The organism is Citrobacter sp. RHBSTW-00599 (assembly GCF_013784065.1).
Classification (GTDB): domain Bacteria; phylum Pseudomonadota; class Gammaproteobacteria; order Enterobacterales; family Enterobacteriaceae; genus Citrobacter; species Citrobacter braakii.
On record NZ_CP056717.1, the window covers coordinates 683,572 to 696,623 of the forward strand.

Here is a 13,052-nt window from a genome sequence, read left to right on the forward strand (position 1 = left end):
AAAAATATTTGCTGATTCTAGCAGAATCCGCCACTTCAAAAAGTTGGCGTTACGTGCCATACGGCGTTAATTTGCATCAATTTAACACAAGGGCGTTCAAACATCAGTCAAACGACCTTGAAATTCACATTTTAATCACTATTGGTTTCAGGACAGCACAATGCGTAAACCAGACAACTTGCCAATGACTTTCACTAAAAATGATGTAGAAATTATTGCACGAGAAACGCTATACCGCGGTTTTTTTTCACTGGATCTTTATCGGTTCCGCCATCGCCTGTTTAACGGCGGTATGAGCGGTGAGGTAAAGCGCGAAATTTTTGAGCGCGGACACGCGGCAGTCTTGCTACCCTTTGACCCTGAGCGGGACGAAGTTGTTTTGGTCGAGCAGATCCGTATCGCAGCGTTTGATACCAGCGAAAGCCCTTGGCTCCTGGAAATGGTGGCCGGAATGATTGAAGAGGGCGAAACCGTTGAGGATGTGGCTCGTCGTGAAGCGATGGAAGAGGCCGGGCTGGAAGTTAAACGTACCAAGCCCGTTCTGAGCTATCTGGCAAGCCCTGGCGGCACCAGTGAGCGCCTGTCTATTTTAGTTGGCGAAGTGGACGCCACGACCGCGAGCGGGATCCACGGTCTGGCTGATGAAAACGAAGATATTCGTGTTCATGTGGTGAGCCGGGAGCAGGCTTATCAATGGGTTGAAGAGGGGAAAATCGACAACGCGGCTTCTGTTATCGCCTTGCAATGGTTACAGCTGCACTATCAAGAGTTAAAAACTGAGTGGAAAAAATGAAGCGTTACACACCTGACTTCCCTGAAATGATGCGCCTGTGCGAAACCAACTATTCGCAATTGCGCCGTCTGCTGCCGCGTAATGACGCAGCCGATGAAACAGTGAGCTATCAGGTCGCAAACGCACAATATCGGTTAACGATCGTTGAATCGACCCGATACACTACGCTTGTCGCGATCGAACAAACGGCACCCGCGGTCACTTACTGGAGCCTGCCGTCATTGACAGTCCGCCTGTATCATGACGCGAGGGTGGCCGAAGTGTGTTCGAGTCAGCAGATCTTTCGCTTCAAAGCGCGGTATGATTATCCAAATAAAAAGTTGCATCAACGCGACGAAAAGCATCAAATTAATCAGTTTCTGGCCGACTGGTTACGGTACTGTTTAGCACATGGAGCGATGGCGATTCCGGTTTATTAGCGTCGTGAAACCTAAGGACACCATTTGGAAAGCCTGTTAACCCTTCCTTTGGCTGGTGAGGCCAGAGTCAGGATCTTACAAATTACAGACACTCACCTGTTTGCCGAAAAGCATGAAACGCTGCTGGGTGTAAACACCTGGGACAGCTATCAATCCGTACTGGATGCAATACATGCAGAGTCGCCTGAATACGATCTGATCGTCGCGACTGGTGATTTGGCGCAGGATCAATCCGCTGCGGCCTATCAGCATTTTGCTGAGGGCATCGCAAGCTTTCGTGCGCCCTGCGTTTGGCTACCGGGCAATCACGATTTTCAGCCGGCAATGTACAGCGCGCTACAGGACGCGGGGATCTCACCCGCTAAACGCGTCTTTATTGGTGAACAGTGGCAAATCCTGTTGTTGGACAGCCAGGTGTTCGGCGTTCCCCACGGTGAATTAAGCGAATTTCAGCTCGAATGGCTGGAACGTAAACTTGCCGATGCGCCTGAGCGCAATACTTTGCTGCTTCTGCATCATCATCCTCTGCCAGCAGGCTGTAGCTGGCTCGATCAGCATAGCCTGCGTAATGCCGCAGAGCTGGATAACGTGCTGGTGAATTATCCTCGTGCCAAGTATTTGTTGTGCGGGCATATTCATCAGGAACTGGATTTGGACTGGAACGGACGCCGCCTGCTGGCGACGCCGTCGACCTGTGTGCAGTTTAAGCCACACTGTTCAAACTTTACGCTAGATACCATCAGCCCCGGCTGGCGGACGCTGGAGCTTTTTGCTGACGGGACGTTGCAGACTCAGGTACGCCGTCTGCAGGGTAATCGGTTCCACCCTGATACCGCTTCAGAAGGCTACTGATGTCTACGCTTCTTTATCTTCACGGATTTAATAGTTCTCCTCGTTCGGCGAAGGCATGTTTGCTGAAAAACTGGCTGGCGGAGCATCATCCGCACGTTGAGATGATCGTACCCCAGTTGCCACCGTATCCGGCCCAGGCCGCAGAGATGCTGGAATCGATCATTCTTGAACATGGCGGAGAGTCGCTGGGAATTGTCGGTTCCTCGCTAGGAGGCTATTACGCCACCTGGCTGTCGCAATGTTTTATGCTGCCCGCGGTGGTGGTGAACCCTGCTGTCCGACCTTATGAACTGCTGGTCGACTATCTCGGTCAAAACGAGAACCCCTACACGGGGCAGCAATATGTGCTAGAGTCACGCCATATTTACGATCTTAAAGTCATGCAGATTGACCCGCTGGAAGCGCCGGATTTGATCTGGCTGCTTCAACAAACGGGCGATGAAGTGTTGGACTACCGCCAGGCGGTGGCGTATTACGCCTCCTGCCGCCAGACAGTTATTGAGGGCGGAAACCACGCATTCACGGGCTTCGAAGATTATTTCAACCCGATTGTCGATTTCCTTGGACTGCACAGTTTCTGACGATCAATTCGAATTGCTTATTTAAACCATGACGCAAACTTATAACGCTGATGCCATTGAGGTACTCACTGGGCTTGAGCCGGTACGCCGTCGCCCGGGGATGTACACCGATACAACCCGTCCGAACCATCTTGGACAGGAAGTGATTGATAACAGTGTGGATGAAGCACTGGCGGGCCACGCAAAACGCGTGGACGTGATTTTACATGCCGACCAGTCTCTGGAAGTTATTGATGATGGCCGCGGCATGCCGGTAGACATTCACCCTGAAGAGGGCGTTCCGGCGGTAGAGCTGATCCTCTGTCGTCTGCACGCAGGCGGTAAGTTCTCCAACAAAAACTATCAGTTCTCTGGTGGTTTACATGGGGTAGGGATCTCCGTGGTCAACGCCCTGTCGAAGCGTGTGGAAGTGAACGTGCGCCGCGACGGGCAGGTGTACAACATCGCGTTTGAGAACGGCGATAAGGTGCAGGATTTACAGGTTGTCGGTACCTGCGGTAAACGCAATACCGGAACCAGCGTGCACTTCTGGCCGGATGAAAGCTTCTTTGACAGCCCGCGTTTTTCCGTTTCGCGCTTAACGCACGTACTGAAAGCCAAAGCGGTGCTGTGCCCAGGCGTTGAGATCACCTTTAAGGATGAGGTCAATAACAGTGAACAGCGCTGGTGCTACCAGGATGGCCTGAATGACTATCTGAGCGAAGCGGTGAATGGCCTGCCGACGCTGCCGGAAAAACCGTTTATCGGTAATTTCAGCGGTGAAACAGAAACCGTGGACTGGGCGCTGCTCTGGCTGCCGGAAGGCGGCGAGCTGCTGACTGAAAGCTATGTGAACCTGATCCCAACCATGCAGGGCGGTACGCACGTTAACGGCCTGCGCCAGGGTCTGCTGGATGCAATGCGCGAGTTCTGTGAATACCGCAATATTCTGCCGCGCGGCGTGAAGCTGTCGGCGGAAGATATCTGGGATCGCTGTGCTTACGTGCTGTCAGTAAAAATGCAGGATCCGCAGTTTGCCGGACAAACCAAAGAGCGCCTCTCTTCGCGGCAGTGCGCGGCATTCGTCTCTGGCGTGGTGAAAGATGCTTTCAGCCTGTGGCTGAACCAGAACGTGCAATCAGCCGAACTGCTGGCTGAGATGGCGATTTCCAGCGCCCAACGTCGTCTGCGTGCGGCGAAAAAAGTGGTGCGTAAGAAGTTGACCAGCGGTCCGGCGTTGCCGGGGAAACTGGCGGACTGTACCGCACAGGATCTTAATCGCACCGAACTGTTTCTCGTCGAAGGTGACTCGGCGGGCGGATCGGCGAAACAGGCGCGCGATCGTGAATATCAGGCGATCATGCCGCTGAAAGGTAAGATCCTCAACACCTGGGAAGTCTCTTCCGATGAAGTGTTGGCTTCGCAGGAAGTTCACGATATTTCGGTGGCGATCGGCATCGATCCGGACAGTGATGATCTGAGCCAGCTGCGCTACGGTAAGATCTGTATTCTGGCGGATGCGGATTCCGATGGTTTGCACATCGCCACGCTGCTGTGCGCGCTGTTTGTGAAACACTTCCGTACGCTGGTGAAACACGGTCACGTCTATGTGGCGCTGCCGCCGTTATACCGTATCGACCTCGGTAAAGAGGTGTATTACGCGCTGACGGAAGAAGAGAAAGCGGGCGTGCTGGAGCAGTTAAAGCGCAAGAAAGGCAAGCCGAACGTGCAGCGCTTTAAAGGTCTGGGTGAAATGAACCCGATGCAGCTGCGTGAAACCACGCTGGATCCGAATACCCGCCGCCTGGTGCAGCTCATCATTGAGGACGAAGACGATCAGCGTACCAACGCAATGATGGATATGCTGCTGGCCAAGAAGCGTTCTGAAGATCGCCGTAACTGGTTGCAGGAGAAAGGCGACCTGGCGGATCTCGAAGGGTAATTGACCGTGAATGCCTGGTGGCGCTGGGCTTACCAGGCCTGAGGATTGCAATATAAGCCGGATACGTCTGTTTATGGCGTTATCCGGCAAATCGACAATCTTAAATGCCAGACTCCAGAATACGAATACTCATGTCCAGCACGTCGCCTTTCACGGCTTCGCTATAGGCTTTCATATGCGGTGTCTGCAAATGCGCTTCAAGATGCGCAATGCTTTCCCACTGTTCAACCATCACGATTGAGTCCGGGGCTGTGGTCTGAAAACTAACGCCAGCTGCATGATCGACCATCGGCGCGTAGCCGTGGCAGCCTTCCTCTTTCAGTACGGTTGGAACGATTTTAGCGAATTGATCCAGTACCGCCTGGCGGTGATGTTGACCTGGACGTGTACGGATTTCTGCAATAACGGTAAGCATGGTTAACTCCTTCTAATTCCAGGTTACCAGTTAACCAAAAATTTCGCTCAGATGCTTGCGATATTCTGCGATATAACGCGGGACGTCCGGCATTTTAATCACGTCATTGGTGATAAAGGTCGGCAGCGCTTCCATTCCCAGGAACTGGTTTGCTTTATGGAACGGGAGATAAACGCCATCAACGCCAACGCCATGGAAGAACTGATCTTTTTCAGTGAAAGCTTCCATCGGTGCGTTCCAGGTCAGTGACAGCATGTATTTTTTGCCCTGAATCAGCCCACCGGAGCCGTATTTTTTAGACGCATCTGAACGCGTGCGACCATCGCTGGCGTACAGCGTACCGTGACCTTCGGTAAACACGTCATCAATGTATTTTTTCACGGTCCACGGCGCACCCATCCACCAGCCAGGCATTTGCCAGATAACCACATCGGCCCAGACGAAGTTCTGTACTTCATCAGAAATGTCATAGTCGCTGTCGGCGCGCACGATTTTAACATCATGCCCGAGGTCGCGCAGAAGGCCATCCGCGACCTCGGTCAGGGTGTCGTTTAACTGACCGTTGGAGTGGGCGAATTTTTTCGCACCATTGATAATCAGAATGTTGCTCATTTTGTGTCCTCAGGGAAATACGTTTGAAGACGATTTTACCCCTACCAGCGACGCGGTGAAATTAGCAAAATGTGCAAAGTCTTTTGCTATTTGAGCAATAATAACGCAATTACCAACTGACCTTCGCTTCAAAGCCACCTTGCGGAGCGTTGCCAAACGAGGCTGACATTCCATGCAATATTGCGATACGGCGGACAATCGATAGGCCGAGACCGCTGCCAGTCACGCTTTGTCCCGGTGGACGATAAAAGCGTTCCCCGATGTGCGTAAGGACCTCTGGCGCAACGCCAGGACCATTATCCTTGACGCTAAAATTACGGGCGTTGAGCGTCACTTCCACAATGCTACCCCGCGGGCTGTAGCGGATCGCATTATCCAGCAGATTTCGTACCATCAGGCTCAGCAACAGCGGCTGTCCTGTGCGCATGATGTTGTGCGCGTTAATCTGCAAACGCACGTCGATGTGCGCCTGCTGGGCTGGATGGTAGATATCCATCACCGCGGATTGCAAAAGCTCCTCCAGCGAGATTTCCGCCACATCCTGAAGATTGTCGAGGGAGTCGAGGCGTGAAAGCGTCAGTAACTGATCGACCAGTCGGGTGGCGCGTTCAATTCCCGCATGCAACTGTACCAGCGCTTTTTCCCGCGTTTGCGGGTCGTCGTCTGACAGTTGCACCACTTCTGTTTGTACTTTCAGCGCGGTCAACGGGCTGCGCAGCTCGTGGGCAGCATCAGAAGTGAAACGCCGTTCGCGAACCATCATGGAATGGGTGCGAGTAAACAATTGATTGAGCGATTCAACCAACGGGCGTACTTCGCTTGGCACACCTTTCGGATCGAGCGGCTCTTCCGATTCCGGTGAGCGCCAGCGCAGAGCCTGCGCCAGTTTTTTCAGCGGCCTGAGTTCACGGCTAATCATGACCACCAGGATTAGCAACATCAGCGGCAGCGCAATCAACCACGGTGTTAACTGGGCGGTGACGATCGACAGCGCCATATCCTCTCGATACTCCCACTCCTGGCCTACCACAATGCGGTATTTGCCGTCAGCGGAATTCAGCCACAGAAAACGCCATGCGTCGTTGTCCCCCTTGAGTTGGCCATCGGTAAAGCCTTCGTGGGTGTAGCTGTAGGGAATATCCTGGCCGTTGTCGCCATCGTGCAATACCATTTTGCCGTCGATGGTGAAGATGGCAAACGTCAGCGCGTCGTCATCAATATGGCCGTGCTTGAGCTTCTTCGGCGTGCGAGCCATATTGCTTGAGGTGGTGACGTCGCTGATATCCAGCGTACTGAGCCGCTTGGCGAACAGCATCAGTTGGGTATCAAACAGCTCATCGACATTGTCGGTGGTCTGCTTCCAGGCTACAAAGCTGGAAACGGCCCAGGTTGCTGATGCCAGAATCAGAAAAATAAGCGTTAGCCTGACGCGCAGGCTGAGGCGTTGTGTGAGTTTCATGCGTCACCCAGGGTGTAGCCAATGCCATGCACGGTACGGATAAAGTCGCTGCCGAGCTTACGGCGTAAGTGATGGACGTGTACTTCAATCGCATTGCTGGAGACGTTTTCGTCCCAGGTATACAGTTTTTCTTGAATCAGTTTGCGGGGCAGGACGCGACCCTTATTGCGCATCAGCAGCTCCAGTAGAGCGAACTCTTTGGGTTTGAGAGACAAAGGCTCATCTGCCGACGTGGCAACCAGCGCGCCGGGATCAAGCGTCACCTGGCCATGGCGCAATATGTTGCTCGCCTGGCCGCTGGCACGGCGCACCAGCGCCTCCAGCCTGGCGGCAACTTCGATCAGCGCAAAGGGTTTGCACAGATAGTCATCCGCGCCGAGACGCAGACCCTCAACGCGTTCCGCCAGCGCGTCGCGAGCGGTCAGAATCAGCACTGGCTCCTGCTTCCCGTTGGCTCGCCATTCGCGCAAGATCTCCCGTCCGTCGATGCCTGGCAGCGTCAGGTCGAGGATCACCGCATCATAAGGGGCGCTGTAGAGCGCTTCTTTCCCCTGGCGACCCTCGGTAAACCAGTCGATGCTGAAACCCATTTTACTCAGACCTGTTTTCAGGCCGTCGCCGATCAACGTGTCATCTTCGATCAGTAAAATACGCATATGTTCTTCCCTGCAGCCGCTCTCATTAGCGTCAGTAAACCTTGTGACTACAGCCTCTGTACAGCAAAAAAAGTATCTTTTTTTGCCTTAAGAACTTGTTAAGGATTAACTTATTTAATAGTCGTAAACCAAAATGAAAGGGAGACATGACGATGAAAAAATTAGCTGCAATGGTTGCTGTAATGGCACTGTGTTCCGCACCTGTTCTGGCAGCGCAGCAGGGCGGTTTCTCTGGACCGACAACCACCACGCAAAGCCAAAATGGCGGATTTGTCGGCCCGAATGGTAGCAGCGCGACGGTAGAAAGCGCCAAATCACTGCGTGATGACACTTGGGTTACCCTGCGCGGGAACATCGTTGAGCGTATTTCCGACGACCTGTATGTGTTTAAAGATGCGACCGGCACGGTGAATGTGGATATCGACCACAAGCGCTGGAACGGCGTAACCGTCACACCGCAGGATGTGGTTGAAATCCAGGGGGAAGTGGATAAAGACTGGAACTCCGTTGAAATCGACGTGAAACAGATTACCAAAGTTGCCAAATAATCCCCATCAGGGCCGCACTCGTGGCCCTTTTCTTTGTGACTCAACACGCCAGATAGGGTAGTATCTGCGGCAATATTGCCCTTCAATAGAGGGGTACAAAGTTGAGGAACCACGATTAATGAGCGATATGGCAGAGCGCCTGGCGCTGCATGAATTCACGGAAACCGCCTATCTGAACTACTCCATGTACGTCATCATGGACAGGGCGTTGCCGTTTATTGGCGATGGTTTGAAACCCGTTCAGCGTCGCATCGTGTACGCGATGTCCGAACTGGGGCTGAATGCCAGCGCCAAATTTAAAAAATCCGCCCGTACCGTCGGTGACGTACTGGGTAAATACCACCCACACGGCGACAGCGCTTGTTATGAAGCGATGGTACTGATGGCGCAGCCGTTCTCTTACCGTTATCCGTTGGTCGACGGGCAGGGGAACTGGGGGGCGCCGGACGATCCGAAATCCTTCGCGGCGATGCGTTATACCGAATCCCGCCTGTCTAAATATGCGGAAGTTCTGCTGGGTGAACTCGGCCAGGGAACGTCGGACTGGGTGCCAAACTTCGACGGCACCATGCAGGAACCGAAGATGCTGCCTGCGCGTCTGCCAAATATTCTGTTGAACGGCACGACCGGTATTGCCGTTGGTATGGCGACGGACATTCCGCCACACAACCTGCGTGAAGTGGCGAAAGCGGCGATTACCCTGATTGAGCAGCCGAAAACGACGCTGGATCAGTTGCTGGACATCGTGCAGGGGCCGGATTACCCGACCGAAGCGGAGATCATTACCTCGCGGGCAGAGATTCGTAAGATTTACGAAAACGGACGTGGCTCCGTACGTATGCGCGCGGTATGGACGAAAGAAGACGGCGCGGTGGTGATTTCCGCACTGCCGCATCAGGTTTCCGGGGCAAAAGTGCTGGAGCAGATCGCCGCTCAAATGCGCAATAAAAAGCTGCCGATGGTAGACGACCTGCGCGACGAATCGGATCACGAAAACCCGACCCGTCTGGTGATTGTCCCGCGCTCCAATCGTGTGGATATGGAGCAGGTGATGAACCACCTGTTTGCCACCACCGATCTGGAAAAAAGCTACCGCATCAATCTGAATATGATCGGTCTTGATGGTCGTCCGGCGGTGAAAAATCTGCTGGAGATCCTCACCGAATGGCTGGCGTTCCGCCGCGATACCGTACGTCGTCGCCTGAACTATCGTCTGGAAAAAGTGCTTAAACGCCTGCATATCCTTGAAGGTTTGCTGGTGGCGTTCCTCAACATTGACGAAGTGATCGAAATTATTCGTCATGAGGATGAACCTAAGCCCGAGCTGATGTCGCGGTTTGGCATTTCTGAAACCCAGGCTGAAGCCATTCTTGAGCTGAAATTGCGCCACCTTGCCAAACTCGAAGAGATGAAAATCCGCGGCGAGCAGGATGAGCTGGCGAAAGAGCGCGATCAGCTGCAAGGCATTCTGGCTTCTGAGCGTAAAATGAGTAACCTGCTGAAGAAAGAGCTGCAGGCTGATGCCGAGGCCTATGGCGACGAACGCCGCTCTCCGCTGCAGGAACGTGAAGAAGCGAAGGCGATGAGCGAGCACGACATGCTGCCGTCAGAGCCAGTGACCATTGTGCTGTCCCAGAGTGGTTGGGTGCGTAGCGCGAAAGGCCACGACATTGATGCGCCGGGATTAAGCTATAAAGCGGGCGATAGCTTTAAGTCTGCGGTGAAGGGTAAGAGCAACCAGCCAGTGGTGTTCGTGGACTCGACCGGACGCAGCTACGCCATCGACCCGATTACGCTGCCGTCGGCGCGTGGACAGGGTGAACCGCTGACCGGGAAGCTCACGCTGCCGCCGGGCGCGACGGTTGAGCACATGCTGATGGAAGGCGACGATCAGAAACTGCTGATGGCATCCGATGCGGGTTACGGTTTTGTCTGCACCTTCAACGACCTGGTAGCTCGTAACCGTGCTGGTAAGGCATTGATTACGCTGCCAGAAAATTCGCGCGTTATGCCGCCGGTTGTGATTGAAGATGAAACCGATATGCTGCTGGCAATCACCCAGGCCGGTCGCATGTTGATGTTCCCGGTAAGCGATTTGCCGCAATTGTCAAAAGGCAAAGGGAACAAGATTATCAATATCCCTTCAGCTGAAGCGGCGAAAGGTGAAGATGGCCTGGCGCAGCTCTACGTGTTGCCGCCACAAAGCACGCTGACTATCCACGTCGGTAAGCGCAAAATTAAACTGCGTCCTGAAGAGTTGCAGAAAGTGACCGGCGAGCGTGGCCGTCGCGGTACGCTAATGCGTGGTCTGCAGCGTATCGATCGCATTGACATTGACTCGCCTCGACGCGCCAGTCACGGCGACAGCGAAGAATAACGCTACCGTCCGGCTCTCCCTGTTTTAGCCCGGGGAGAGCCAACGTTAAAAATTCCCGTGAAACCGTTGTTTATTCGTGCGTTGCGATTAACAATACGCTTTTCCAGAGAGCCGCCCTTAACAAAGCCCTAACCTGATACTGCGTGATGAATCAGGTGACGTAAAATGCCAGGCTCTTAGGCCTCAGAGGTTGTTATGCTATATATTTTTCGTTTAATCATTACTGTTATTTACTGCGTTCTGGTCTGTATTTTCGGTTGCATATACTGTCTGTTCAGCCCACGAAATCCAAAACACGTCGCAACGTTCGGTCATATGTTTGGCCGCCTGGCTCCCCTTTATGGCCTGAAGGTTGAGTGCCGCATGCCGGCAGACGCGCAGAACTATGGTAATGCTATCTATATTTGTAATCATCAGAACAACTATGACATGGTTACCGCTGCGAATATCGTTCAGCCGCCGACGGTGACAGTAGGCAAAAAAAGCCTGTTGTGGATCCCATTCTTCGGGCTGCTGTACTGGTTAACCGGCAACCTGCTGATTGACAGAAACAACCGTACCAAAGCGCACAGCACCATTGCGGCGGTGGTGAATCATTTCAAAAAACGTCGTATTTCTATCTGGATGTTCCCGGAAGGAACGCGCAGCCGTGGTCGCGGTCTGCTGCCGTTTAAAACCGGCGCGTTTCATGCGGCGATTGCAGCGGGTGTCCCGGTTATTCCGGTGTGCGTTTCAACTACCTCGAACAAGATAAAACTCAACCGACTCAATAATGGTCTGGCGATTGTAGAGATGTTGCCGCCGGTAGATATTAGCCATTTTGGGAAAGATCAGGTTCGTGAACTGGCAGCGCATTGCCGTACGCTGATGGAACAAAAAATCGCAGAACTCGATAAAGAAGTTGCTGAGCGGGAAGCCGCCGGTAAGGTTTAATCCGCGCAATTCGGGTTTGTTACAGGAAAAGATTTCCTGCGTGTTAATCGCCAGTTTTTCATGGAGTTTATATGTCATTCAGTCGGCGTCAGTTCATTCAGGCATCGGGGATCGCACTGTGTGCAGGTGCTGTTCCGCTGAAGGCTAATGCTGCCGGTCAGCAACAACCGTTACCCGTACCTCCGCTGCTGGAGTCCCGTCGGGGGCAGCCGTTATTTATGACGCTGCAACGCGCCCACTGGTCCTTCACGCAAGGCACGCGCGCACCTGTCTGGGGGATTAACGGTCGCTACCTGGGACCGACGATCCGCGTCTGGAAAGGGGATGACGTCAAACTTATCTACAGCAACCGTCTGACTGAAAATGTCTCGATGACTGTCGCTGGATTACAGGTGCCAGGCCCGCTGATGGGCGGCCCGGCGCGCATGATGTCCCCTAATGCAGACTGGGCACCAGTGCTGCCGATTCGTCAGAATGCCGCTACGCTGTGGTATCACGCCAATACGCCAAATCGTACTGCCCAGCAGGTTTATAACGGTCTTGCCGGAATGTGGCTGATTGAAGATGAAGTGAGTAAATCACTGTCTATTCCCAACCACTACGGCGTGGATGATTTTCCGATCATTATCCAGGACAAGCGTCTGGACAACTTTGGTACGCCGGAATACAGCGAACCCGGCAGCGGTGGTTTTGTCGGTGATACGCTGCTGGTCAACGGGGCGCAAAGCCCGTATGTCGAAGTCTCTCGCGGCTGGGTGCGTTTGCGTTTGCTGAACGCTTCAAACTCGCGTCGTTACCAGTTGCAAATGAGCGATGGCCGCGCGCTGCATGTGATTTCCAGCGATCAGGGCTTTTTACCTGCGCCCGTTTCGGTGAAGCAGCTCTCGCTGGCGCCTGGCGAGCGCCGTGAGATCCTGGTGGATATGACTAACGGAAATGAGGTCTCTATCACCTGTGGTGAGGCGGCCAGCATTGTCGACAGGATCCGCGGATTCTTTGAGCCTTCCAGTATTCTCATCTCCACGCTGGTATTGACGCTGCGCCCGACCGGTCTCCTGCCGCTGGTGACCGACAGTCTGCCAATGCGCCTGCTGCCAACGGAAATCCTCAGTGGTTCACCGATTCGCAGCCGTGATATCAGTCTGGATGACGATCCCGGCATCAACGGTCAGCTGTGGGACGTCAACCGCATGGATATTACCGCTCAGCAGGGCTCCTGGGAGCGCTGGACGGTACGAGCGGATATGCCTCAGTCTTTCCATATCGAAGGCGTCTCGTTCCTGATCCGTAATGTGAATGGCGCAATGCCGTTCCCGGAAGACCGGGGCTGGAAAGATACCGTCTGGGTCGACGGCCAGGTTGAATTACTGGTCTACTACGGACAACCTTCCTGGGCTCATTTCCCGTTCTACTTTAACAGTCAGACGCTGGAAATGGCGGATCGTGGCTCGATCGGACAGATGTTGGTGAACCCGGCGCCGTAATG

General features: G+C 53.7%; 13 protein-coding genes. 9 read left to right on the forward strand and 4 right to left on the reverse strand.

The genetic code is table 11. The features are described 5' to 3' along the window. Window positions 1-160 precede the first annotated feature (160 nt). The 5 genes from nudF to parE are packed head-to-tail and all read left to right on the forward strand — an operon-like array spanning window position 161 to window position 4,566. Window positions 161-793 (forward strand): ADP-ribose diphosphatase, encoded by a 633-nt coding sequence (gene nudF, locus HV243_RS03315; protein WP_016154519.1) that lies wholly within the window; start codon window positions 161-163, stop codon window positions 791-793. Beyond that, window positions 790-1,212, forward strand: coding sequence for a DUF1249 family protein (locus HV243_RS03320; RefSeq protein ID WP_016154518.1), 423 nt, complete (start codon window positions 790-792; stop codon window positions 1,210-1,212). Before nudF ends, HV243_RS03320 begins: the two co-directional genes overlap by 4 nt. Window positions 1,213-1,236: 24 nt before the next feature. Next, window positions 1,237-2,064 carry a 3',5'-cyclic-AMP phosphodiesterase gene (cpdA, locus tag HV243_RS03325; protein ID WP_016154517.1) on the forward strand — a complete coding sequence of 276 codons (828 nt, stop codon included), beginning with the start codon at window positions 1,237-1,239 and terminating at the stop codon, window positions 2,062-2,064. Then, window positions 2,064-2,645, forward strand: coding sequence for an esterase YqiA (yqiA, locus tag HV243_RS03330; protein WP_003024575.1), 582 nt, complete (start codon window positions 2,064-2,066; stop codon window positions 2,643-2,645). Before cpdA ends, yqiA begins: the two co-directional genes overlap by 1 nt. Window positions 2,646-2,673: 28 nt before the next feature. Continuing rightward, window positions 2,674-4,566: a DNA topoisomerase IV subunit B gene (gene parE, locus HV243_RS03335; protein ID WP_046276169.1), complete on the forward strand. Its 1,893-nt coding sequence runs from the start codon at window positions 2,674-2,676 to the stop codon at window positions 4,564-4,566. 100 nt (window positions 4,567-4,666) lie between these two features. Here parE and HV243_RS03340 read toward each other — a convergent pair whose 3' ends face one another. The 4 genes from HV243_RS03340 to qseB form a co-directional block, all read right to left on the reverse strand. Continuing rightward, window positions 4,667-4,981, reverse strand: a complete 315-nt coding sequence (locus tag HV243_RS03340) for a putative quinol monooxygenase (RefSeq protein ID WP_016154515.1) — start codon at window positions 4,979-4,981, stop codon at window positions 4,667-4,669. Between the two features lie 30 nt (window positions 4,982-5,011). Continuing rightward, window positions 5,012-5,593, reverse strand: coding sequence for an NAD(P)H-dependent oxidoreductase (locus HV243_RS03345; protein ID WP_016154514.1), 582 nt, complete (start codon window positions 5,591-5,593; stop codon window positions 5,012-5,014). A gap of 109 nt (window positions 5,594-5,702) precedes the next feature. After that, a complete protein-coding gene (qseC, locus tag HV243_RS03350; protein ID WP_053388755.1) occupies window positions 5,703-7,052 on the reverse strand; it encodes a quorum sensing histidine kinase QseC in 1,350 nt (449 codons plus the stop codon). After that, on the reverse strand, window positions 7,049-7,708 hold the full coding sequence (gene qseB, locus HV243_RS03355) for a quorum sensing response regulator transcription factor QseB (protein WP_047358644.1): 660 nt from the start codon (window positions 7,706-7,708) through the stop codon (window positions 7,049-7,051). Before qseB ends, qseC begins: the two co-directional genes overlap by 4 nt. Before the next feature lie 152 nt (window positions 7,709-7,860). On the opposite strand from qseB, the gene HV243_RS03360 reads away from it, so the two are divergent. The 4 genes from HV243_RS03360 to ftsP all read left to right on the forward strand — a co-directional run bounded on the left by HV243_RS03360 (window position 7,861) and on the right by ftsP (window position 13,050). Beyond that, entirely contained in the window at window positions 7,861-8,256 is a 396-nt protein-coding gene (locus HV243_RS03360; protein WP_016154511.1) for a YgiW/YdeI family stress tolerance OB fold protein, read from the forward strand. Between the two features lie 118 nt (window positions 8,257-8,374). Beyond that, window positions 8,375-10,633 (forward strand): DNA topoisomerase IV subunit A, encoded by a 2,259-nt coding sequence (parC, locus tag HV243_RS03365; RefSeq protein ID WP_016157479.1) that lies wholly within the window; start codon window positions 8,375-8,377, stop codon window positions 10,631-10,633. 195 nt (window positions 10,634-10,828) lie between these two features. After that, window positions 10,829-11,566, forward strand: a complete 738-nt coding sequence (gene plsC / locus HV243_RS03370) for a 1-acylglycerol-3-phosphate O-acyltransferase (RefSeq protein WP_016154509.1) — start codon at window positions 10,829-10,831, stop codon at window positions 11,564-11,566. Between the two features lie 71 nt (window positions 11,567-11,637). Continuing rightward, entirely contained in the window at window positions 11,638-13,050 is a 1,413-nt protein-coding gene (gene ftsP / locus HV243_RS03375) for a cell division protein FtsP (protein WP_016154508.1), read from the forward strand. The last annotated feature ends 2 nt before the right edge of the window (window positions 13,051-13,052 follow it).